Genomic DNA, 19731 nt, shown 5'->3' on the forward strand with positions numbered 1-19731 from the left:
ACAACTGCTGTCAAACAGGTACCCCTAAAGAAGGAGACATCATGACCGGAACGACCCCCGCGGCTGTCGCGCAGACGTACTTCGATGCCCTCGGACGCGGCGACTTCCCCACGGTGATGGCGCAGTTCAGCGACGACATCGTGTGGCACCAGCCCGGCAACCACCGGTTCTCCGGTGATCACGTCGGCCTGGACGGCATCGGTGCCCTCCTCGGCGGCATGACGGAAGCGAGCCAGGGAAGCTTCTCCCTGACCGTCACGGGCCCCGCCATGGTGAACGGCGAGATGGTGGCCGTCCCCGTTCAGTTCTCCGGGAGCCGTGCAGACGCCTCGATGAACATGTCGGGCGTCGACCTGCTCACCGTGCGAGACGGAAAAATCGTCTCAGTCCACCTGTTCTCCGAAGACGCGTCCAGCGAGGACGCCTTCTGGGGAAGCAACTGACAGACGCATCCACGGTGAGGGCCTCGCAAGCGAAGGGGTCCTCACCGTTCTGCTGCCAGGGGGACGCTACGGCTTGCGAGAAGTGGGCGGTCTACGGCGCTCCCAGGATTCCATGATGTGATGCCGCATCGCCGCCTCGGCCGCAGCAGCATCTCCCTCGCGGATGCAATCGAGGATGTTCTTGTGCTCCTCGAGAGTCGCATCGAACGCGGCTTTCGTGGCATTCCTCGTGAAACGAGCACTCTCCCGCGCCCGGGAGTAGAGCGTCTTTGTGATGCCTTCGGCCAGAGGGATGTGCGAGAACGACATGACTGCCGTGTGGAAGGCCATGTCAGCGTCGGAGAATCCGTCGATGTCGTCGATCGTCTCCGACATGCGCTGGAAGGCATGGTCGAGCTGATCGACCTCCGACAGCGTGCGCCGTCCTGCCACCGCAGCGGCCATGGCACCCTCGAGTGCGCTGCGCACGATCGCGAGGTCATCCAGGACACCGAGCGAGGCGTCGTTCTCCAGCATGACCTGGAGCACGACAGGGTCGAGCAGATTCCACGAGTCGCGGTGTCGCACCGTGGTGCCGCTGCCCCGCACCACCGTGACGAGCCCCTTCTCCTCGATGCTCCTCATCGCCTCTCGGACGACGGTACGACTCACCCCGAAGTGCACGCTGAGGTCGGCCTCGATCGGAAGCATCGACTTCTCGGGCAACTCGCCTGTGACGATGGCAGTGACGATGTCGTGCACGACAACGACACCGAGCCGGCCGGCTCGACCGCGTGCGGTCCCACTGAACACGTCCTCGGGGAGCGGTCTGGTCGGGGAGTCAGTCATCGTGTGAAGTATAGGGGAACGCCCGCGCACTCACCGGGAGCCATCCTGCGCGGTCATCGCCAGACCGGCGCGTGCTGGTCGAACGTGCGGACCCGCTTCCTCCCGCCAGTTGCCCTGCGGATTCGCGTCGCGGATGAGGGTCTCGTCGATCTGGATACCTGCTCCGGCCTGATCGCCGAGGACGATGCCGCCGTCCGCATACTCCTGGTCGACCGTAACGCCGAAGGGCGCCCCCAGATCCTGCACTTCCGCTGAGAGATGATTGGGGGCGGCGGCCGCAGCGTGGGCGACCGCGGGGTTGCTCGTGAGTCCCACCGGACTTGTCGGCAGATCGCGGAAATGCGCGGCCGCGGCGACGCGCAGGAAATGCGTTATCCCCCACACCGCACCGGTCTGCACGATGTCCACGGCGCCCTGATCGAGCAGAGGCCGGAACTGTTCCAGCCCGGTGAGATTCTCCCCCGTCGCCACGCTCGTGCGAACCTGCGAGGAGAGACGTCCATGCCCCTCCGCATCCCACCGCCGCAGCGGCTCCTCGATCCAGGTCAGGTCGACGGCCACCTCGACTTCGGAGACGTACCGCACCGCCTGTTTGAGATGCCAGGACTCGTTCGCGTCGAGCATGAGGGCCGGCCGCCGTGTGTTGGCGCTCAACGCATCCCGGATGAGCAGCAGTCGCCGGATGTCAGCCTCAGCATCTCGTCCGCCCTTGAGCTTGCCGGCGGCGAAACCGCGATCCGCCATGGTCGCATAGAAAGCGACCAGCTCGTCATCCCCGAGCGCGATGTCAAGGCCGGAGGCGTAACCCGGCACGAATCGGTCCGCCGCGCCGAGAAGGCGCCAGAGCGGTTCACCGGCTGCCTTCGCCTTGAGATCCCAGAGCGCGGAATCAAGGATGCCGATTCCGCCGAACGTGGCACCCCCATGTCCCGCCTTGAACGAATGCGACAGAAGCGCATCGTACAGACTCACGACGGCGCGAGGATCTCGCCCCTCGATGGCGGGAAAGAGCTGTGCGACATCGTGGTCGGAACCGACGCCGACGCCTTCGATCCCGGCGTCCGTCTCAAGTATCACGACGGCGACCTCCGTGATGCCGGAAGCGATGAAACCATTGACGTCTCCGACAGGGCGCCCCCAATCTCTATGGGTGCGGATCGTGCGGTATCCGGTGATCTTCATTGTGTCTTCAAACCTGACTTCCGAGCAAAAAAACATACATCATATGTGGGAGTGGTCGACCAAGCGCCGCCATGCGACCGCGGGTACCGATGCCGAATACCGGCGGAACGCGCTACGCACATGATCGGGTGTGCGCATGCCGACGACGACGGACGCCACCCCCCGATCCCGCAGGGGAAACTGCACAGCCGCCTCCGGCAGCTCGCACCCCGCGTCCTCGCAGATCGCAGCGAGATCCTTCGCTGCACGAATGTTCTCCGGCGAGGCCTGCCGGTAATCGAAGCTGGCGTCATCGGAGACGATCCGGGTGCTGAGCAGGCCGGAGTTGTATACCGCGGCCGCGACGACGGCGACCTTCCGCTCCGCAGCGAGGGGCAGCAGTTCCGATTGCGCCGTGCGATCGAGGAGCGTGAGGCGCCCGGCCACCATGACCACGTCGATGTCGCATTCTCGGACGAATCGTGCCAGCATCGACGCCTGATTCATTCCGGCACCGATCGCGCCGACGACGCCTTGATCACGAAGCTCCATGAGGGCGGCGACCCCAGAAGTGGAAGCCTGCTCCCAGTGCGCGTCAGGATCGTGAAGGTAGGCGATGTCAAGGCGATCGAAACCCAGCCGGCCGAGGGTGTCCTCGACCGAGCGCATCACCCCGTCACGGGAGAAGTCCCATCTGCGTCGATGGGTCGCGGGCACGATGAACCCCTGAGCGTCATCGAGTACCCCGGCGGCCGCACGCTCGGGCGTGTCGATAAGGAGGCGGCCGACCTTCGACGACACGACGAAATCGTCTCGCGGGCGATCTGCCAAAGCATCACCGAGCCTTCTCTCGGAGAGTCCCAGACCGTAGTGCGGAGCCGTGTCGAAGTAACGGATCCCCTGCGACCAGGCCTCATCCACGGCCGCCCGCGCGTCCTCGTCCGTGACGCTCCGAGAGAGGTTCCCGAGTTGAGCCGCGCCGAATCCGAGCTCGGTCACCGATACGCGGCCGATCGTTCGTGTACGCATCGGTTCCATCTTTCAGTCCCGATGCCAGATCTCATCGAACTGCTCCCAGTTCGGCTCAGCGGATCCTTCCCGGAAAGGCCGCTGGCACGGCGCAGTCTCGGCCCACCACCTTTGCGTCACGGGGTCGGCAGCCATGGCACGCTGATCGGCGTCGTAGTCGTCCCCTACGTACTCGTAGTACGCCATCAGCACGCCGTCGAGTTCGAAGATCGTGAAGTTGCGGATACCGCACTCCGTGATGGTCTTCTCCACCTGAGGCCAGACGCTGCGATGCAGCCGGAGGTACTCATCCCGCTTCGAAGGCACAAGTCGTGCCGCCATGCCGAACCGTCGAACGTTCGCGACGGAGTCCGAGCCGCTCACTCTTTGGTACCTCCGGCCGTCATTCCGCTCACCAGGAACTTCTGGGAGAACAGGAAGATCACGAGCACCGGTGCAACGGAGACGATCGTGGCGAGCGCGAGCACCGGCAGGCTGATCGTCACCGACGCCGAACTCGTGGGATTGAACAGCGGCACGTTGGACAGCAACTCGACGAGTCCGACCTGGATCGGTGATTTTCGCCCTGGGGCAGCGACGAACGGGAGGAAGTAGTTGTTCCAGTTGCCGACGAGGTTGAAGAAGCCGACCAGTGCGATCACGGGGGTCGCCAGGGGCATGGCGATCTTCACGAACACCCGGAGTTCGCCGGCGCCGTCGATCCGCGCCGCATCGAGCAGGTCCCTCGAGACGCTGGTCGAGAAATAGATGTATGTGAGGTAGACACCGAAGGGGAAGAACGAGAACGGCAGGATGACGGCGAGAGGATTCCCGATGAGCCGGACAGCCGAGAGTTCGAGGAAGATCGGGAGCACCAGCGCCGTGTTGGGGATGAGCATGACCACGAGGGTGAGCATGAGCAATGCTCTGCGAAGGCGGAACTCGGTCAATGCGAGGGCATAGCCAGCAGGGATGCTGACCAGCAGCGTCACCACCAGTGCCGCACCACTGTAAAGAACCGAGTTGCCGAGCCACGTCCACACGATGCCGTTCTGGAACGCGACCAGTGCGTTCCAGCTGGCGATGAGGGTGTCGAACGTGCCCGCGCTGAAGGGCGCGTTGAGCAGCAGCTCCCCCGCGGTCTTCGTGGGCGCCAACAGCAGCCACACGATCGGCACCGCGAAGAAGAGGGCGAAGAAGAGCAGGATCGCCACGACCAAGGCCCGGCCGATCCAGCTTCCGGGACTCATCCCGGACGGTTCGGGGGATCTCCTCGAGTTCGCCCGTTCGTCGCTTCTTGCGGGAGCGAAGTCAGTCGCGCTCAAAGAGTCCTCCTCGGAAGACGAAGATCGCAGACAGCGCCGCCGCAACGAGAAGCAGAAGCAACGAGATCGCGGCGGAGCCGTTGAAGTCGCCCTGCCGGAACGCGTAGAGGTACGCCAGCTGGTTGATGGAGTAGTCGGGGGGCACGACGCCCTTTGACGCCTGGGAGAGCACGCGTGGTTCCACGAAGAGCTGAGTACCGGCCGCGAGCGACATCACCGCCATATAGGAGATCCACTTGCGAAGGAGCGGGATCTGGATGTGCCATGCGGTCTGGACAGGTCCGGCGCCATCGATGCGCGCTGCCTCCATGACGTCACCGGAGATGTTGTTGAGGGCTCCGTACATGATGACGATCCAGCCTCCGGCCCCGGTCCAGAACGCGACGACGGTGAAGATGAGCGGCAGGTTGTCGATCGACACCGTCTGAACGAATGTCTCGAGCCCGAATGCTCGCAGAATGAACGCAACCGGGCTCACCGAGGGGTCCAGCAGGAAGAGCCAAAGCATCACGCTCGACGCACCTGCGAGTGCCCCGGGGATGTAGTAGACGAATCGGAAACTGCTCGAGAGCCATCGACGTCCGAGGGAATGCACCACGAGTGCGAGAAGCACGACGAAGACGAGCAACGACACCAAGTAGATGACCAGATACAACGCGACATGACCGACCGCCGGCAGGAACCGGTAGTCACCGAACACCTGGGCGAAGTTCGCGAAACCGGCGAAGGCACCGTCGGCCGTGAACGCCAGGAAGATCGTGTAAAGCGTAGGCAGGATGCCGAAGGCGATCAGGAGGATCGTGTAACCGGAGACGAACACGTATCCGACGCTCGCCTGCGAGCGGTCGAGCCGCCGACGAGCGGGCCGTCGGGAGTTGGGGCCGGGCGCCCGCCGCATCCCCTCGAGGGGGAGCGCGGCGGGCGTCGTGGTGGGAATGGAGATGGGATTTCCTTTGCTCGGGCGAATGACGAGTCGCGGCGAACGACGGCTACTTGATCGAGTAGCCCTGCACCTGTGCTTCGTTCTCGTACTCGGCCTGCCATTCGGAAGTCAGTTCGCTGAGCGACTTTCCGGCGGCGAGACCGGGGATGACGATCGACGAGTACGCCGTCTCAGGACTGAAGGACGGGAAGCCCCAGCCGCTCCAGACGCTCTTCGCCGCCTGTGTGATGGCCGCAGAGAAGTCCCCGGCGAAGTATCCCGACGCGGACTGCTGATCGAGCCACGCCGCTGCCGTCGACGCGTATGCGGGAAGGCCGGTAGCGAGCTCGGCGGCTTTGTCGGAGTTGCTCACGTATTCGAGGAACGCAGCCACACCCTCGAGATTCTTCGAGTGGCTCGAGCCATACCAGACTCCGCCGCCGACGTTGCCGGTCACTTCATCCTCGCCCTCCCAGAAGAGAGGCGCCGCGGCGCCGATCGAGCCGGCTTCGGCGTTGAGGCTGTCGGGGTTCTGGAAGATCGCCCCGGCGTACCACGCCGGACCGGGAGTACCGAGCAGCTTGTCGCCGTACTTCGTGACGAAGTCTGCACCGAAGACGCTGTCCTGGACGAGAGTGCCGTTGTCGAGCATGTGGTCGATCAGGCCGGTCACCTTTTCGGCGTTCTCGTCGCTGAAATCGCTGGAGAAGGAATCGCCGTCGACCTGGAAGATCGGTGCCTCTCCGCTCCAGTAATAGGTGTAGGGCCCGGAGAACGAGTCGCCGACCGAGCCGAGGATGTAGCCAGGGTGCTCGGCGGCGACCTTGTCGCTCAGGTCGCGATAGTCCTCCCACGTGGTGGGTACTTCGTAGCCGAACTCCGACATGAGGGTCTCGTTGTACCAGTACACGACCGGTGCGAGATCATTGCGCACGCCGTAGACATTGCCGTCTCGCGTCATCGGATCGAGAGCGCCGTCCGTGAAACCGCCGAGGAACTCATCGGACATCAGCCCCTTGTTGAGGACGGCCGCGTAGGGCTGCACGCCGTTCTGCTCGACACCCGCCCACGCCGTGTCGTTCTGCTGAGTGGAGAACACCACGTCCGGCCAGCCCTCGCCGGACTGGTCGAACAACGCGACCTTCGTCTTGAACGAATCACTGCCGCCGGAGCTGCCGTCGTAGGTCTCGATGTTGATCTCGACCTCGGGGTTCTCCTCCTGGAATGCTTTCGCGATCGGTTCGCGGGCAGCATCGACCCAGACGGTGAGCGGAGCAGTCGCGTCCTGCTCGACCGCGGGGAACCCGTACTGGTCGTCTGTCTGCCCTGTGGGGCTTCCGCTGCAGGCTGCGAGCATTCCGACGGTGGCGATCGTCGTCGTGCCGAGCGCCAGCAATCGGGTGATCGCGCGCTGCGAGCGTCGCTGCTGTGTGTTCATAGCGGGTCCTTTTCGAGTCGGCTTCTTTGTCGTGAAAAGACCGCCTAAGGGCGGGCTGCAGTCATTACATCATATATCTGATCTAGACGATAGTCCGGCGCGCCTCCCGAGCGGTGAGGCACGCGCAAAGCAAGCCGGCACGCGAGAAGCACGCGAAGCGCCGGAGAGGCCAGCAGTCCACACAGGACACAGCCCTCTCGCGGCAGCCGGCACCACGCGCAGACGACGGGTCGCTGATCAGGAGCGGGCGTCGAACCGGCGGCGGTAGCCCGACGGCGTGCTCCCGAAAGCCGCGGCGAAGTTCTGCCGCAGCGTCACGGGGTTGCCAAAGCCGCACGATGCGGCGATCTGGTCGACCGAGAGATCGGTCACCTCCAGGAGACGACGCGCTTCGTCGAGGCGACGCGATCGCACCCAGGCGGCGGGCGTCGTTCCGGTCGAGTCGCGGAAGGCGCGGACGAAGGTCCGGCGACTCATGTGCGCCGCGCGCGCGAGGCGTTCTATGGAGAGGTCCTCCGCGAGATTTCGCAGAGCCCATGCGGACGCCGCTCCGATCGGGTCGTCGGCCGAGCGCTGCGCCACAGGCCGCTCGATGTACTGCGCCTGCCCACCCTCGCGATGAGGTGCCACGACGAGACTCCGCGCCACCTGGTTCGCTGCTTCCGCTCCCAGCCGCGTGCGCACGACGTGCAGGCACGCGTCGATCCCGGAGGCCGTACCCGCAGAGGTCATCACATCTCCGTTGTCCAGGTAGAGCACGCGGGAATCCACGGTGACACCCGGATGCCGGCTCGCCAGCCCCTCTGCGGCACGCCAGTGCGTCGCTGCGCTGCGCCCGTCGAGCAGTCCGAGGTCGGCGACCGCGATCGCGCCGAGGCAGAGCCCGGCGATGGCCGCTCCCCGGTCGTGAGCACGGAGAAGAGCGCGTCGGAACCCAGGGCGAAGCTCTCTGCCGTCGTCGACCCAGGAGGGCAGCACGATCAGATCGACGTCCTCCGTCGCGGAGAGACCTTCGACTCGCCCGAGCGTGTAGCCCTCAGCCGTGCGCACCGATCCGGCCCGGTCGGAGAAGAGAACCGTCTCCCAGTCGGCCAGCCCCTGCCTGGTGACTTCGTCGAAGACCATCTGCGGCACCGACAGATGAAACAGCGTCACGCCCTCAAAGGCATGGATCGCGATCTTCACGGGGTATCCCTCCGGACTGGCCTGGATCCATCGTACCCGCGCATGCGGGCCGTGGGCGGGGAAGGCACCGCCTCACCTTTGGCATGAGGAAGTCGGTGCAGCCTCGTGCGCGAGGTTGCACCGACTTTCCCCGATCAACGGTGCGATCGCACCTCGACCTCCCGAATGGGGGCCGGGGAGTTCCGGCTGCGAAGCGCACGGATCTGCCCGTTGATGATGACGCCGGCGATGCCGGTGATGTCACCGCGGTTGAGCGCCTTGATCGGGTGATCGGCGGGGCCACCGACGGGCTGCTGCACCAGCACCAGGTCAGCCGGACGGCCTTCCTCCAGCACGCCTTCCTCACGACGCAGCACGCGGGCGGCGTTGCTGGTGGCGTAGGCGATGACATCGGTCGCAGGCACGCCGCCGATCGACGAGAGTTCGGCGATCGTCTTGATGATCGCGAGCGGCATCACGCCGGTGCCCGACGGGGTGTCGGAGCCCAGGATGACCCGGTCCAGCGCGTCGTGCTCCGCAGCCATGCGCTGGATGTTCAGGCTGGCCGACAGGTTGCCCGCCTGCACGAGCTGCAGCGCAGCATCCGACTCCTTCACGAGCCGCTCGACATCGGCCTCCGGAAGGCTCGTCGTGCCGCCGTTGATATGACCGGCGATGTCCGGGCGCATCGCGATGAGGTCGTCCACGGTGATCGGCGCCACACCGGGAACCGACGACGCTCCGCCCGAGTGCGACATGACGACGAATCCGGCCGCCTGCGCCCAGCGCACATGCGGAACCGCGTCCTGGGGGACGTTGAAGCCGCCGAACCCGACCTTCATCAACCAGATTCCCTGCTCGGCGAGATCGGCGTAGTCCTCCTCCTCCATGTACGGTCCGGTCATCAGTGACCCGCCGTGGATGCGGACCCCACCAGGGCGATTATTGGTGAAGGAGCGGTTCGCAGCGACCGCCACCGCCTTCACGCCGAAGCGGTCCATCGGCCGCCCCGGGAAGTGCACCTCGCCGGCGGACATCATCGATGTGACTCCGCCGTGCATGTAGCTCTCGATGAAGCCGATCGTGTTCTGCTTCGGGTTGAAGTCTCCGATCGAGAAATGCGTGTGCGTATCGAAGAGGCCAGGCAATGCCACCGCACCCTTGGCGTCGATCACGACATCGGCCTCCACATCGGGCGCTCCCCCGATCGCAACGATCCGGTCACCTTCGATGAGAACGGTCTCCACCTCTCGGACAACCTCGCCCAGGCGCCCGGTGACGATACCGCGCAGGTTCTTGATGAGAAGCGTGCCGCTTCGGGGTCCGAAGAATTCCTCCGGGTAGGTCTCATCCCAAGTCATGCGAGTTCCACCAATCGTTGTCAGGGTCCGCGATCGCGGACCAAGGGGTTTGCTTTTCGGTTGGATGCAGTCGGTCAACCAGCGTCGACATGAAGGAGGGCAACGAGCTCGATCTCCACCGGGCTGTCCTTGGGCAGCGCCGCCACACCGATCGCCGACCGCGTGTGCACGCCCGCTTCCCCGAACACCTCCTTGAGGAGGAAGCTGGCGCCGTCGATCACCTTCGAATGCTCCGTGAAACCCGGATCGCTGGCCACAAAGCCGGTGACCTTGACGATGCGGTCGATGCGGCCCAGGTCGCCGAGCTCTCGCTGAAGGGCGGCGATCGCGTTCACTGCACACTGGGCTGCAAATTCGGTGGCGACGTCCGGCGATACGAGACCGGCGGTTTCACCGACCTTCCCCGTGGTGGCGATCACGCCGTCACGGAGGGGCAACTGCCCCGAGGTGAAGACCAGTGGGCCGGCTGCGAGCGCCGCGGTATAGGCCCCGATGGCCGCCGGTGGCATGTCGGGAAGCGAGTACCCCGCGGCCTGGAGACGATGGATGACGTCCTGGTGTCTGCGCGAGGTCATCGCTGCATCTCCACCGCTGTGAGTGCGGGAGTGTCGCGTGAGGACTCCCGGGCGACCATGACCGAGACGACCGTGATGATCAGCATGCCGGCGACGTAGATCGCGATCGGCACCCAGCTTGCGAATCGTCCGTAGAGGGCGACGGCGATGATGGGCGCGAGAGCCCCGCCCAGGATTCCCGACAACTGGAAGCCGAGGGACGCGCCGCTGTAACGGACGTTCGCCGGGAAGAGCTCGGTGGTGAACGCCGCCAGCGGCCCGTACATCGCGGCCCAGCACAGCATCCCGACGAAGTCCGCGAGCAGGATCAGAGCGAGGTTCTGCGTCTCGAGCAGCGGGAAGAAGGCGAACACCCACAGGAGTGCGCCAACTGCGCCGCCGATATACACCGGGCGACGCCCGAGTCTGTCGGACAGTGCCCCGAAGATGGGGATGAAGAGGATCATCGTCGCCGCGCTGACCAGGACCACGAGGGTGGCTGTCGTCTGCTCGATGCCCACCATCTGCGTGAGGTAGGTGACCACGAACAACACGAAGATGTAGAAGGCGACATCGGTGCCGATGCGTGAACCGGTGGCGATGAGCAGTTCGCGGCGCTGGGTTCGCAGCACTTCGAGGATCGGATGCTTGACTCGGTGCCCCTCGGCGGCGAGCTTCTCGAACTCGGGCGATTCCGTGACGTTGAGTCTGATCCAGAGCCCGATGGCGATCAGTACGGCGCTGAGGAGGAACGGCACTCGCCAGCCCCAGGCCAGGAACGCCTCGTCATCGGTCAGCCACAACATCAGCGTGAGCGCACCGTTCGCGAGGAGCAGTCCGAGTGGGACACCGATCTGAGGCCAGCTGGCCGCGAGGCCTCGACGCTTAGGGTCGCCGTGTTCCAGAGACATGAGGACCGCGCCGCCCCACTCACCGCCAAGACCGAAACCCTGAACGAAGCGGAGCACCGTCAGGGCGATCGGAGCGAGAATGCCGACTGTCCCGTAACCGGGGAGCAGACCGATGAGCATCGTCGATATCCCCATGATCATGAGCGTGATCACGAGGATGCGCTTGCGCCCGATCCGGTCTCCGAAATTCCCGAAGACGATCGCCCCGATGGGGCGGGCGACGAAACCGACCGCGAAGCTGCCGAAGGCGAGAAGCGTTCCAGTGAGCGGGTCGACCGTGGGGAAGAACACGGTATTGAAGACCAGAGCTGCGGCGGTGCCGTATAGGAAGAAGTCGTACCACTCGAGGGCGGTGCCGATGACACTGCCGCCTATGGCGCGTCGTCGCGTACTCCGGTCCTGCGACCGGGCCGTTGTCTGTGAAGCCATCTTTCCGTCTCCTTCGAAAAGCTCGGGCCTGCGTTCGCACAACTTGATCGCGGGGCTCCTGGTACCGCTCGGGTGATGCGGTTCTCTCATCATCACGACGAGTGACACAAATGCAAACCAGGTTTCACTTGTGCGAATCAAACACCTGCTTATACTTCAGCCATGCTCGACACACAGAAACTCGTGACTTTCGCAGCCGTGGTCCGCCTGGGAAGTTTCGCCGCAGCGGCGCGCGAACTCGGCTATACCCAGCCTGGCGTGAGTCAGCAGATGAAGTCGCTCGAGCGCGACCTCAAGACGACGCTGTTCTCCCGCGAAGGACGGGGGCTGAAGCTGAGCGAGCAGGGAGACGTGCTGGCTGAACGGGCCGAATCGCTTATCGCGGACCTTCATGCCACCGAGGAGCGGGTCGCTGCGGTCACGCGCCTCAAGGAGGCGCGAGTCCGCGTGTGCGCATTCCCGAGTGCCAATGCGACACTCATCCCGTCCGCGATCTCGCGGCTGCGAGCACGCCATCTCGGCATCGAGATCGAGCTGTTCGAGGCGGAACCTCCGGAATCGTTGGAGGGCCTGGAACGCGGCGAGTACGACGTCGTGGTCGCGTTCCGATACGACGATCAGCCGACTCCTGACATGGGAGAGAGCCTCGTCTCGATCAGTCTGATCGATGAGCCGATGGTTCTGATGCTTGCCGATGACCATCCGCTCGCCCGGCGCAAGCAGATCGAGTTGTCAGAACTCCGTGAGGAGCGTTGGGTGGCCGGATGCGTTCGCTGCCGCCAGGAGTTCGTCAGCGCCTGCGCGGATGCCGGCTTCTCCCCTCGCATCGACATCACGACCGACGACAATCTCGCTGTGCAGAGCTACGTGGTCGCCGGACTCGGGCTCGCGATGATGCCGAGGATGACGCAGTCGTTCGTGAAGCATCCCAAACTCCGCACTCGCCCCCTCCTGCCAGAGCGCCATCGCCACGTGACCGCGACCGTCCTTCGCTCACAGCGGGGTTCGACCGCAGTGGTGCGGGTACTCGAATCGCTCCGGGAAGCGGCCGAATCAATGGCACTGGCACCGAATACGTAAGCAAGAGTTTGACATCTCTCACTTTTCTGCGCTCGCAGTTAGTCTTGCGAAACATCACACTGTGAGGACACGCAGACGTCGAGTGCGCACGGCGCACCGAAGCGAGAAGTGAGGCCTCCATGTACAGCGAGTCACAGGTTCCCGATGCCAGTACAGGGATCCGGGGGCGTCGGTCCGACCGACGGTGGGTGACGCAGGCGCTCGAACTTCTGCAGGCGGAAGCGGGGCGCAGCGGGTGGACGCCGCTGATCCCCTTTCACGCGCCGGGAACCGGAGACATCGACATCTATCTGAAGGACGAGTCTCTGCACCCGACCGGCAGCCTCAAGCACCGACTTGCCCGGTCTCTTTTCACCCATGGTCTCTGCAACGGTGACATCGGCCCGCGGACCACGATCGTCGAAGCCTCGAGTGGGTCGACGGCGGTCAGCGAAGCGTATTTCGCACAGATCCTCGGTCTGGACTTCGTCGCTGTCATCCCTGCGGTTACCAGTCGCGAGAAGATCGCCCTGATCGAACGGCATGGCGGCCAGGTGCTTGTCGTCGAGGATCCGGCTGATGTGGTCCGCACAGCCCAGAGCGTGACTGTCCAGCGCGATGGGCATTTCATGGATCAATTCACGTTCGCGAGTCAAGCGACGAACTGGCGGGAGGGGAATATCGCCAGCGAGCTGTTCACCCAGTTGCTGCGCGAGAAGCATCCGGTGCCGGAGTGGATCGTGGTCGGCGCCGGAACCGGAGGTACGAGCACGTCCATCGCACGCTATGCCCGTTTCTCGGGCTTCGGGACCGGCATCGCTGTGGTCGATCCGGAAGGGTCTGCTTTCTACGAGGGCTGGCGGCGGAACGATAGCTCCTACGTCACGTCGACGCCGTCGAGGATCGAAGGCATCGGGCGCACCCGGGTTGAACGATCCTTCTTTCCGAACCTCATCGACGAGGTGCTGCCCATACCCGATGCGGCGTCGATCGCCACGATGCGCTGGGCATCCCGAATCATCGGAAGGCGCGTCGGAGCCTCCACCGGCACGAACATCTGGGGAACGCTGCAACTCGCGCAGCGCCTCTCCTCGAGCCGTCGCGCAGGCAGCATCGTCAGCCTGATCTGCGACACGGGCGAGCGCTACTCATCGACTTACTTCAACGATACATGGCTCGCAGAACAGAACATCGACATCACCCCCTTCGAACGTGCGCTCGAAGTCTTCACCTCCACCGGTGTACTCGAGGCGGCCTGAACCCCGACTGACCTGAGGAAGCCGCGCCTGACATCAATCGAAATGCCAACACTGCACCGAATGCATCGACGACGGCACGCGCACTAATGGCATTATCATGATCACATGAGATTCGATCACTGCGCACTGCAGGAATGCGGCGTCGCTCGATTCCTCAGTCTGCTCGATGGCCCTTGGGCGACTCTGATCGTGCGAGAACTCCTCAAGAAACCGCATCGATTCAACGAATTGCTCACCGCACTCCCGGGAATCAGCGCGCACACGCTCTCCAGCCGCCTCCGCAAATTCGAGGCTCACGAGCTCGTCACCCGCACCGCGTTCGCCGAGATCCCGCCCCGCGTCGTCTACGAACTGACGCCCGTAGGCATGCAGCTACGCCCGGTGCTCGACGCCATGAACGCCTGGGCCATGACGGTCCCGCCTCGGCTCTTCGGCCTTGAGGACCCCGGGACCGTCGACAGCCCCGTCATCGCCGACTGAGCGGTGCGCGGTGGCGGCGCACCGCGTCGTAGTTGCCGCATTTCGCCGAGCAATAGGCACGTCTGCCGTTTCGGCTGGTGTCCACGAACGCCACCGGGCATCTCTCCCGCCGACACACGCCCAACCGAGCGCCCTCGGACTCTACGACGAAGAGGGCGAGCCCACCCGCGGTCACCGCCCGAACACGCGCGATGACGTCCTGCGTCTCCGACGCGAAGTGCAGATGCGGTCGAAGTGCGTCGTGTGAGGTGAGATACGGAATCGTCGTGCCTGCCGCGAGGAGTCGATTGATCGTCGTGCAGCGCGCATCAACGGTCGTCGCATGGAATACGGGCACGATCTTCTCCGCCCACGCCCGGAGCCGCTCACCAGCGACCGCATCGAGTTCCGCCCGTCGGATCTCATGCGCCGCCAGCGTTGCCGCGGCGGCTCCCTCGTGCCACCCCTGACCGACGAGGGTCACGAGATCTGCGGCGAGCAGCGGGCCGGTCATGTTGTCATGGTTGAACTGCATTGACTCATTGCATCACAGTTGCAACATGGACGTCATCACCACGGGGATCGCCCCGATCATCCTGCTGCTCGGCGGCGGGCTGATTCTGCGCCGACGCATCCTGACAGATGCCGTCTTCTGGTCAGGTCTCTCGTGGATCAGCTACTGGGTCTTCACCCCCGCCCTCTTCATCACCTCCATCGGCGCTGCTGACCTCGGCGCTGTGTCGCCGGGGCCACTAGCCCTCAGCGTCAGCATCCCCACCCTGGCGGTCGCCGGAGTCTCTTTAGGTGCAGCACGATTCACCCGGGCGGCCGGGCCGCAACTCACATCACTGATGCAGGGGTCGATTCGCATCAACACCTATGTCGGGCTGGTCTTCGCGTCGGCGTTGCACGCACAGGAAGGCGTGGCGACGTTCGCTCTCGCCAGTGCCATCGTCGTGCCGCTTGTCAACGTGATCTGCGTCACGACGCTCTCCCTCCACGGCGAGCGGGGCGCCACGCCCCGGCGCTTCGCGCTGTGGAGAGACCTCGCGTCGAATCCGCTCATCCTCGCATGCGGGGTCGGATTGCTCCTCAACCTGAGCGGCATCACGATGCCGGTTCTCCTGCAGACGACCCTCGACATGATCGCCGCTCCCGCTCTGGTCGTCGGCACGCTCATCGCCGGTGCCGCCTTGCGATTCACGTTCCGCGTGCGCGACCTCCTTGATGTCGGGATCGCATCTCTCCTCAAATTGTGCGTACTCCCGCTCGCGGCGCTGTGGATCGCGCTCGCCTTCGGAATCACCGGCGCTTCCCTCACGAGTATCATCCTCATCACCGCGGTCCCCACGGCCCCGAGCGCCACCATCCTCGCGTCACGCATGGGTGGAGACACTCGGCTCATGGCGGCCATCACCGGCATCCAGACGGTGCTCGCCGTCGCCACGATCCCCCTCCTGCTGCTTCTCGCTGACACCGTCTCTGCATGAAAAGGTCACCCGGAGAGGTGGCGGTGGCTCAGCGCGAGTCGTAGCTCAGTCCGTGCCCGAACCGCAGGCGGGGATCAGCGGTGTCGAACGGAACATCGGGGCGCGACGCCTCAACCGCCGCCATGCTGGAAGGCAGATCGAAGGGCAGACGTCCGCGCGGCGCGTCGCGCCCGAACAGCACGTCGAGCACCGCTCGCGGGTGGGCGCCGTAGTTGGCCACGACCGCATGCGCCGCGACCAGGACCGGGGAGAGAATCGCCGGCCTGTCGAGGAAGACGTCCACGATCGTGGTCGTCTTCCGGCTCAGATCGGTGAGGTGAGACACGGTCTCATCGTCCATCTCCAGCGAGCCCGCGTGGAAGTAATTCTCGAATGCCGTCGACCTCTTTTCGTACGGCGCATGGATGCGCACGATGGCGAGGTCGGCCTGGAGCGGATCGACGACGACGGTGCCGTACTCGGCAGCGACATCTTCGGAAAACAATCGCTGCGATCTCCATTACTGCATTTGACTTAACTGATGCATGGTATGCAGTAATGGAGGAATGAAGATCATCATCCACGGCGCCACCGGCGCCCAAGGCGCCCCTGTCCTCGCCGCTCTGCACGCGCAGGGCCTCTCCCCGATCGCCGCCGTCCGCGACCCTTCGAAATACGCCGGAACTGGTCAGGCGATTGCGGTCGACCTGTCCTCCGTGGAATCCTTGGTGACCGCATACAGCGGTGCAGACGCGGTCTTCGTCCACTTGCCGGTCGGACCGGGTGATATCCAGCAGCGCCACGCCGAAGTGATCGTCGCGGCTGTCGCTCGCTCGCTCCCCGCTCGCGTGGTCGTATCGACGAGCGGCTACCCGTTCGGCGCGCCCGGCAGCGCGTCGCCGATGGATACCCTCGTCGAAGGACTCCGCACCGCAGGCGTGTCGCTCGCAGTCGTCGCCCCGAAGCTCTTCCTCGAGAACCTTCTGCTCCCGACGGTGTCGGCCGGCGTCGAGTCCGAAGGCGTTCTGCGGTATCCGATCCGCGAGGACTACGCGATCTCGTGGAGCTCGCATCTCGACATCGCCGACGTCGTGACTCGACTGATCCAGAGCCGCGACGTGACCGGCGTGGTCGAGGTCGGCGCACTCCCCGGCCTGCTCGGAAAGGATCTCGCCGCGGGATTCTCCGCACACCGGGGAAAGGGCGTCGTCTTCGAAGCCCAGACGCCCGACGAGTTCGCCGCGGTGATCGCCCCGCTTTTCGGTGAGGCTGGCGCCGCTCCCGTCGTCGACTCCTACCGCTGGCGGGCGACGCAGCCGGACGAGGTCATCAGCAACGAGAGCAGCAGTCAGTCGCGTCTCGAGATGGAGCCGCGATCGGTTGCCGACTGGCTGAAGGACATCGCCGCCTGACGTGACGACACAACGGGCCGGGCGTCGCAGCGGCACGCCCGGCCCTTTCGCGCCCGAGGCATCCGTCGCAGATGACCTCGGTGAAGACGGGCCGTCGAAAAGTCGCGGATGGCCTGAATCCATCGATTATGTGCATGCGTGCCAATGTTCTCCCGGGATCGATTCGACGAAGCTGGAAGCACCATCCGCTTTCACCTTTCAGGAGGACACATGTCATCCCCCCGCCGCGCCCTGATCGTCATCGACCCCCAGCAGGAGTACTTCACCGGCTTGCTGCCCATCCAGTTCCCGCCGCGCGATGAGTCGATCGGCCGCATCGCCGATGCCATCGATGCGGCCGAGCGGGCTGGCATCCCCGTGGTCATGGTGCAGCACACGGCCGGTGACGACGCACCCGTGTTCAACCCGACGACGCCGGAGTTCCGGCTCCACGCGTCTCTGGAGAAGCGCGACTCGACCATGTGGAAGCAGGTGGTCAAGAGTTACAGCTCGATCTTCCCGGAGACCGGAATGCAGGAGTGGCTCCGCGAGAACGACATCGACACGATCACACTTGCTGGCTACATGACGAACAACTGCATCCTCGCGACCGCCGCAGACGCCGAGGCGCGCGGCTTCACCGCCGAGGTGCTCGCAGACGCGACCGGTGCCATCGACATCACCAACGACGCGGGCTCGGTCGATGCAGAGACAGTGCACACCACGCTCCTTGCCCTGCTGAACTCCAACTGGGCGTGCGTCGCTCCGACCGCCACCTGGGTCGGCGCCCTTGCGGCGGGGACACCGCTCGTCAAGGGCAACCTGCCCGAGTCGGCCGCCACGGGCGCCGCTGCACACGCCTGATTCAGCCCATTCGGCCGGACGCCACAGGCATGTGGCGCCCGGCCTCTCTCATGGAGGTTCCTCATGCTTCGTCCGTCACCATTCGGACACGCCCCACTTGTCCTGTCCGTCCTCGACGGAGGCCTGACCGGCGAGGGGTCCTCGTCCAGCCGCGTTCTCGATGAGGTCATCACGGCGGCACGAACCGCGGATGCACACGGGTACGAACGCTTCTGGATGTCCGAGCACCACGCCATGCCTGGAGCGTCGATCGCTTCACCGCAGCTCATGGCCGCGCGCCTCATCAGCGAGACCCACCGCATCCGCCTGGGCGCCGGCGGCGTCATGTTGCCCAATCACGCACCCCTGGTGATCGCCGAGCAGTTCGGCATGCTGGAGGCTCTGGCACCGGGGCGCATCGACCTCGGCGTGGGGCGAGCCCCCGGGACCGACCACACCACGGCCGCGGCCCTACGACGCCATGCGTCCGCGAACGACGAGTTTCCCCAGCAGGTTCAGGAGTTGATCGCGCTCCTGAATGACGATTCCTCCGATGCGCCTGCCGGCGTGCATGCAGTCCCGGGCCCGTGGCAGGAGCAGCAGAACACCACTGGTGCACCGGTGCCCCCCCCCCCCCCCCCCCCCCCCCCCGAGCTGTGGATTCTCGGCTCCTCGTTGTACTCGGCGCAACTCGCCGCAGCGCTCGGGCGGCCGTACGCTTTCGCGTTGCAGTTCGGCAGCCCCGATGTCGTCAACGCCCTCCGCATCTACCGCCAACGCTTCCAGCCGTCCGACGCGCTGAGCGCACCGTACGCCATCGTCAGCGTCGGCGCGGTTGCGGAGATGGACCCGGCGAAGGCTCATCGAGAGTCGACGACCACCGCGATGGCGATGATGCGCATGTTCCAGCGCGAGACCTACGCATTGCCCTCTCCCGATGCCGTGCGGGACTACCCGTCATCGTCTGCGCAACGGCAGTTCATCGACGAGTGGACGGACCGCACCTTCCACGGAACAGCCGCAGAAGTCGCCGCTCAGCTGGAGGAGCTTCACTCGGCCACGGATGCGGACGAGTTGATGCTGGTCACAGGCAGTCATGCTGTGGGAACCCGGTCCACGACGCTCGAGTTGATCGCCGACCATTACGGCGCAGCCGACACACGGCGCGCCTGAGCGCCGTGTGCGATGGCCGCGCCGATTCGATCGCCGGCGCGACCATCGATCGCCCGCCGAACAGACGCGAGAAGAAGGCTCTTGCGGGTGCCTTCTCGTGTCCGGTGCAGCGCTGAGCCGTAGGCACGCGGTCCATGACATCTGCGACGTGCTGGCCGCATCCGGCCCAGGTCGTCTTGCCGCAGGTGTTGCATGCGACTGCTCTGCACATGGGAGAGCTCCTTTCTCTTGGTGCGGCGGTTCACGCGAGGCTGAGAAAGACCTTCTCGAGCTCTTCCACGGTCGGCCCCTCGGTGTCGTCGGAGCGACCGATGCACTCTTCCAGGGCAGAGGCGACGATGATGAAGCCGGCTCTGTTGAGTGCGTGCGTCACCGCGGCGAGCTGCGTCACGATGTCTCGGCAGGATGACTCGGCCTCCACTGCGGCGATCACCGCATCCAGCTGCCCCCGCGCGCGGCGGAGTCGGTTGACGACGCGCCGCTGCGCATCATGATCTGCGGTGTCCATCAGCATCCCTTTCTCTCTCTGGTACC

The 19731-nt window shown here is 65.0% G+C and carries 22 protein-coding genes; 8 read left to right on the top strand and 14 right to left on the bottom strand.

The genetic code is table 11. The annotated features are described in order from the left end of the window. Nucleotides 1–41 precede the first annotated feature (41 nt). Nucleotides 42–443 (top strand): nuclear transport factor 2 family protein, encoded by a 402-nt coding sequence (locus MRBLWO13_RS01460; protein ID WP_341975990.1) that lies wholly within the window; start codon nucleotides 42–44, stop codon nucleotides 441–443. A 66-nt stretch (nucleotides 444–509) separates the two neighbouring features. Here the strand turns inward: MRBLWO13_RS01460 and MRBLWO13_RS01465 are convergent, their stop codons facing one another. The 11 genes from MRBLWO13_RS01465 to MRBLWO13_RS01515 form a co-directional block, all read right to left on the bottom strand. Next, nucleotides 510–1271, bottom strand: coding sequence for a FadR/GntR family transcriptional regulator (locus MRBLWO13_RS01465; RefSeq protein WP_341975991.1), 762 nt, complete (start codon nucleotides 1269–1271; stop codon nucleotides 510–512). A gap of 30 nt (nucleotides 1272–1301) precedes the next feature. Then, the gene (locus tag MRBLWO13_RS01470) at nucleotides 1302–2453 is read right to left on the bottom strand and encodes a mandelate racemase/muconate lactonizing enzyme family protein (protein WP_341975992.1); all 1152 of its coding nucleotides are present in this window, start codon (nucleotides 2451–2453) and stop codon (nucleotides 1302–1304) included. A 39-nt stretch (nucleotides 2454–2492) separates the two neighbouring features. After that, complete coding sequence (locus MRBLWO13_RS01475; RefSeq protein ID WP_341975993.1) at nucleotides 2493–3461, bottom strand: aldo/keto reductase; 969 nt, start codon at nucleotides 3459–3461, stop codon at nucleotides 2493–2495. Nucleotides 3462–3473: 12 nt separating this feature from the next. After that, nucleotides 3474–3782, bottom strand: coding sequence for an L-rhamnose mutarotase (locus MRBLWO13_RS01480; protein WP_341975994.1), 309 nt, complete (start codon nucleotides 3780–3782; stop codon nucleotides 3474–3476). Nucleotides 3783–3820: 38 nt separating this feature from the next. Further along, nucleotides 3821–4690: a carbohydrate ABC transporter permease gene (locus MRBLWO13_RS01485; RefSeq protein WP_341975995.1), complete on the bottom strand. Its 870-nt coding sequence runs from the start codon at nucleotides 4688–4690 to the stop codon at nucleotides 3821–3823. Nucleotides 4691–4751: 61 nt separating this feature from the next. After that, nucleotides 4752–5585, bottom strand: a complete 834-nt coding sequence (locus MRBLWO13_RS01490) for a sugar ABC transporter permease (RefSeq protein WP_341975996.1) — start codon at nucleotides 5583–5585, stop codon at nucleotides 4752–4754. A gap of 169 nt (nucleotides 5586–5754) precedes the next feature. After that, nucleotides 5755–7125: a carbohydrate ABC transporter substrate-binding protein gene (locus MRBLWO13_RS01495; RefSeq protein ID WP_341975997.1), complete on the bottom strand. Its 1371-nt coding sequence runs from the start codon at nucleotides 7123–7125 to the stop codon at nucleotides 5755–5757. Between the two features lie 237 nt (nucleotides 7126–7362). Next, the gene (locus tag MRBLWO13_RS01500; RefSeq protein WP_341975998.1) at nucleotides 7363–8310 is read right to left on the bottom strand and encodes a helix-turn-helix domain-containing protein; all 948 of its coding nucleotides are present in this window, start codon (nucleotides 8308–8310) and stop codon (nucleotides 7363–7365) included. 134 nt (nucleotides 8311–8444) lie between these two features. Continuing rightward, nucleotides 8445–9650, bottom strand: a complete 1206-nt coding sequence (locus MRBLWO13_RS01505) for an amidohydrolase family protein (protein ID WP_341975999.1) — start codon at nucleotides 9648–9650, stop codon at nucleotides 8445–8447. Between the two features lie 74 nt (nucleotides 9651–9724). Beyond that, on the bottom strand, nucleotides 9725–10225 hold the full coding sequence (locus MRBLWO13_RS01510) for a RidA family protein (RefSeq protein ID WP_341976000.1): 501 nt from the start codon (nucleotides 10223–10225) through the stop codon (nucleotides 9725–9727). Further along, nucleotides 10222–11544 (bottom strand): MFS transporter, encoded by a 1323-nt coding sequence (locus MRBLWO13_RS01515; RefSeq protein ID WP_341976001.1) that lies wholly within the window; start codon nucleotides 11542–11544, stop codon nucleotides 10222–10224. Before MRBLWO13_RS01515 ends, MRBLWO13_RS01510 begins: the two co-directional genes overlap by 4 nt. 162 nt (nucleotides 11545–11706) lie before the next feature. On the opposite strand from MRBLWO13_RS01515, the gene MRBLWO13_RS01520 reads away from it, so the two are divergent. The 3 genes from MRBLWO13_RS01520 to MRBLWO13_RS01530 all read left to right on the top strand — a co-directional run bounded on the left by MRBLWO13_RS01520 (nucleotide 11707) and on the right by MRBLWO13_RS01530 (nucleotide 14342). Beyond that, nucleotides 11707–12624 carry a LysR family transcriptional regulator gene (locus MRBLWO13_RS01520; RefSeq protein WP_341976002.1) on the top strand — a complete coding sequence of 306 codons (918 nt, stop codon included), beginning with the start codon at nucleotides 11707–11709 and terminating at the stop codon, nucleotides 12622–12624. 188 nt (nucleotides 12625–12812) lie between these two features. Further along, complete coding sequence (locus MRBLWO13_RS01525; RefSeq protein ID WP_341976003.1) at nucleotides 12813–13862, top strand: PLP-dependent cysteine synthase family protein; 1050 nt, start codon at nucleotides 12813–12815, stop codon at nucleotides 13860–13862. 105 nt (nucleotides 13863–13967) lie between these two features. Continuing rightward, nucleotides 13968–14342, top strand: coding sequence for a helix-turn-helix domain-containing protein (locus MRBLWO13_RS01530; protein ID WP_341976004.1), 375 nt, complete (start codon nucleotides 13968–13970; stop codon nucleotides 14340–14342). On the opposite strand, the gene MRBLWO13_RS01535 is transcribed toward MRBLWO13_RS01530, so the two are convergent. Further along, entirely contained in the window at nucleotides 14329–14856 is a 528-nt protein-coding gene (locus MRBLWO13_RS01535) for a CGNR zinc finger domain-containing protein (protein WP_341976005.1), read from the bottom strand. The two genes, MRBLWO13_RS01530 and MRBLWO13_RS01535, sit on opposite strands and share 14 nt — an antisense overlap. Nucleotides 14857–14881: 25 nt before the next feature. On the opposite strand from MRBLWO13_RS01535, the gene MRBLWO13_RS01540 reads away from it, so the two are divergent. Further along, a complete protein-coding gene (locus tag MRBLWO13_RS01540; protein WP_341976006.1) occupies nucleotides 14882–15811 on the top strand; it encodes an AEC family transporter in 930 nt (309 codons plus the stop codon). A 28-nt stretch (nucleotides 15812–15839) separates the two neighbouring features. Here MRBLWO13_RS01540 and MRBLWO13_RS01545 read toward each other — a convergent pair whose 3' ends face one another. Continuing rightward, on the bottom strand, nucleotides 15840–16295 hold the full coding sequence (locus tag MRBLWO13_RS01545; RefSeq protein ID WP_341976007.1) for a glycoside hydrolase family 3 C-terminal domain-containing protein: 456 nt from the start codon (nucleotides 16293–16295) through the stop codon (nucleotides 15840–15842). Nucleotides 16296–16356: 61 nt separating this feature from the next. Here MRBLWO13_RS01545 and MRBLWO13_RS01550 point away from each other — a divergent pair, with 61 nt between their 5' ends. The 3 genes from MRBLWO13_RS01550 (at nucleotide 16357) to MRBLWO13_RS01560 (ending at nucleotide 19197) form a co-directional block, all read left to right on the top strand. Continuing rightward, on the top strand, nucleotides 16357–17202 hold the full coding sequence (locus MRBLWO13_RS01550) for an NAD(P)H-binding protein (protein WP_341976008.1): 846 nt from the start codon (nucleotides 16357–16359) through the stop codon (nucleotides 17200–17202). 210 nt (nucleotides 17203–17412) lie between these two features. Then, nucleotides 17413–18045 (top strand): isochorismatase family protein, encoded by a 633-nt coding sequence (locus tag MRBLWO13_RS01555; RefSeq protein ID WP_341976009.1) that lies wholly within the window; start codon nucleotides 17413–17415, stop codon nucleotides 18043–18045. A gap of 63 nt (nucleotides 18046–18108) precedes the next feature. After that, nucleotides 18109–19197 carry an LLM class flavin-dependent oxidoreductase gene (locus tag MRBLWO13_RS01560; RefSeq protein WP_341976010.1) on the top strand — a complete coding sequence of 363 codons (1089 nt, stop codon included), beginning with the start codon at nucleotides 18109–18111 and terminating at the stop codon, nucleotides 19195–19197. Nucleotides 19198–19438: 241 nt separating this feature from the next. Here the strand turns inward: MRBLWO13_RS01560 and MRBLWO13_RS01565 are convergent, their stop codons facing one another. Further along, on the bottom strand, nucleotides 19439–19705 hold the full coding sequence (locus MRBLWO13_RS01565; RefSeq protein WP_341976011.1) for a metal-sensitive transcriptional regulator: 267 nt from the start codon (nucleotides 19703–19705) through the stop codon (nucleotides 19439–19441). Between the last annotated feature and the right edge of the window lie 26 nt (nucleotides 19706–19731).

It is taken from the genome of Microbacterium sp. LWO13-1.2, from assembly GCF_038397725.1.
Classification (GTDB): domain Bacteria; phylum Actinomycetota; class Actinomycetes; order Actinomycetales; family Microbacteriaceae; genus Microbacterium.

Coding starts and splice junctions, on each gene's coding strand:
- MRBLWO13_RS01470 (WP_341975992.1), bottom strand. CDS start 2,453: ATGAAGATCACCGGATACCGCACGATCCGCACCCATAGAGATTGGGGG.
- MRBLWO13_RS01465 (WP_341975991.1), bottom strand. CDS start 1,271: ATGACTGACTCCCCGACCAGACCGCTCCCCGAGGACGTGTTCAGTGGG.
- MRBLWO13_RS01480 (WP_341975994.1), bottom strand. CDS start 3,782: ATGGCGGCACGACTTGTGCCTTCGAAGCGGGATGAGTACCTCCGGCTG.
- MRBLWO13_RS01485 (WP_341975995.1), bottom strand. CDS start 4,690: ATGAGTCCCGGAAGCTGGATCGGCCGGGCCTTGGTCGTGGCGATCCTG.
- MRBLWO13_RS01565 (WP_341976011.1), bottom strand. CDS start 19,705: ATGGACACCGCAGATCATGATGCGCAGCGGCGCGTCGTCAACCGACTC.
- MRBLWO13_RS01505 (WP_341975999.1), bottom strand. CDS start 9,650: ATGACTTGGGATGAGACCTACCCGGAGGAATTCTTCGGACCCCGAAGC.
- MRBLWO13_RS01540 (WP_341976006.1), top strand. CDS start 14,882: ATGGACGTCATCACCACGGGGATCGCCCCGATCATCCTGCTGCTCGGC.
- MRBLWO13_RS01520 (WP_341976002.1), top strand. CDS start 11,707: ATGCTCGACACACAGAAACTCGTGACTTTCGCAGCCGTGGTCCGCCTG.
- MRBLWO13_RS01510 (WP_341976000.1), bottom strand. CDS start 10,225: ATGACCTCGCGCAGACACCAGGACGTCATCCATCGTCTCCAGGCCGCG.
- MRBLWO13_RS01555 (WP_341976009.1), top strand. CDS start 17,413: ATGTCATCCCCCCGCCGCGCCCTGATCGTCATCGACCCCCAGCAGGAG.
- MRBLWO13_RS01530 (WP_341976004.1), top strand. CDS start 13,968: ATGAGATTCGATCACTGCGCACTGCAGGAATGCGGCGTCGCTCGATTC.
- MRBLWO13_RS01460 (WP_341975990.1), top strand. CDS start 42: ATGACCGGAACGACCCCCGCGGCTGTCGCGCAGACGTACTTCGATGCC.
- MRBLWO13_RS01495 (WP_341975997.1), bottom strand. CDS start 7,125: ATGAACACACAGCAGCGACGCTCGCAGCGCGCGATCACCCGATTGCTG.
- MRBLWO13_RS01515 (WP_341976001.1), bottom strand. CDS start 11,544: ATGGCTTCACAGACAACGGCCCGGTCGCAGGACCGGAGTACGCGACGA.
- MRBLWO13_RS01550 (WP_341976008.1), top strand. CDS start 16,357: ATGAAGATCATCATCCACGGCGCCACCGGCGCCCAAGGCGCCCCTGTC.
- MRBLWO13_RS01475 (WP_341975993.1), bottom strand. CDS start 3,461: ATGCGTACACGAACGATCGGCCGCGTATCGGTGACCGAGCTCGGATTC.
- MRBLWO13_RS01560 (WP_341976010.1), top strand. CDS start 18,109: ATGCTTCGTCCGTCACCATTCGGACACGCCCCACTTGTCCTGTCCGTC.
- MRBLWO13_RS01535 (WP_341976005.1), bottom strand. CDS start 14,856: ATGCAGTTCAACCATGACAACATGACCGGCCCGCTGCTCGCCGCAGAT.